The following is a 247-nucleotide window of genomic DNA, read 5'->3' as shown; positions in this document are numbered from 1 at the left end:
GTATTCTACACCTGATGATCTTGTTCCACAAGGTACTCCTGGTGAGATTATTATCAATATTGATTCTATAGAAGCCTTTAAAGGATACTGGAAACGGCCCGATGCAAATATAAAGGCTATAAAAAATGGATGGTATTTTACTGGCGATATGGGCGTTCTAGATAAAGATGGAGATTTGTTTGTTGTGGGGCGTGTGGATGACATGATTATTTCTGGAGGAGAAAATATTCACCCGCTTGAAGTGGAA

At 38.9% G+C, this 247-nt stretch carries 1 pseudogene; it reads left to right on the top strand.

Going from position 1 to position 247, the window contains the following annotated elements:
* Positions 1 to 247 (top strand): annotated as a pseudogene (locus RYX56_RS24395) (AMP-binding protein); the annotation flags it as partial.

It is taken from the genome of Alkalihalophilus lindianensis, from assembly GCF_032843265.1.
In the GTDB taxonomy this organism is placed as follows: domain Bacteria; phylum Bacillota; class Bacilli; order Bacillales; family Bacillaceae_D; genus Alkalihalophilus; species Alkalihalophilus lindianensis.
The sequence above is the reverse complement of the archived record's forward strand: the minus strand, read 5'-3'. Positions and strand labels throughout refer to the sequence as shown.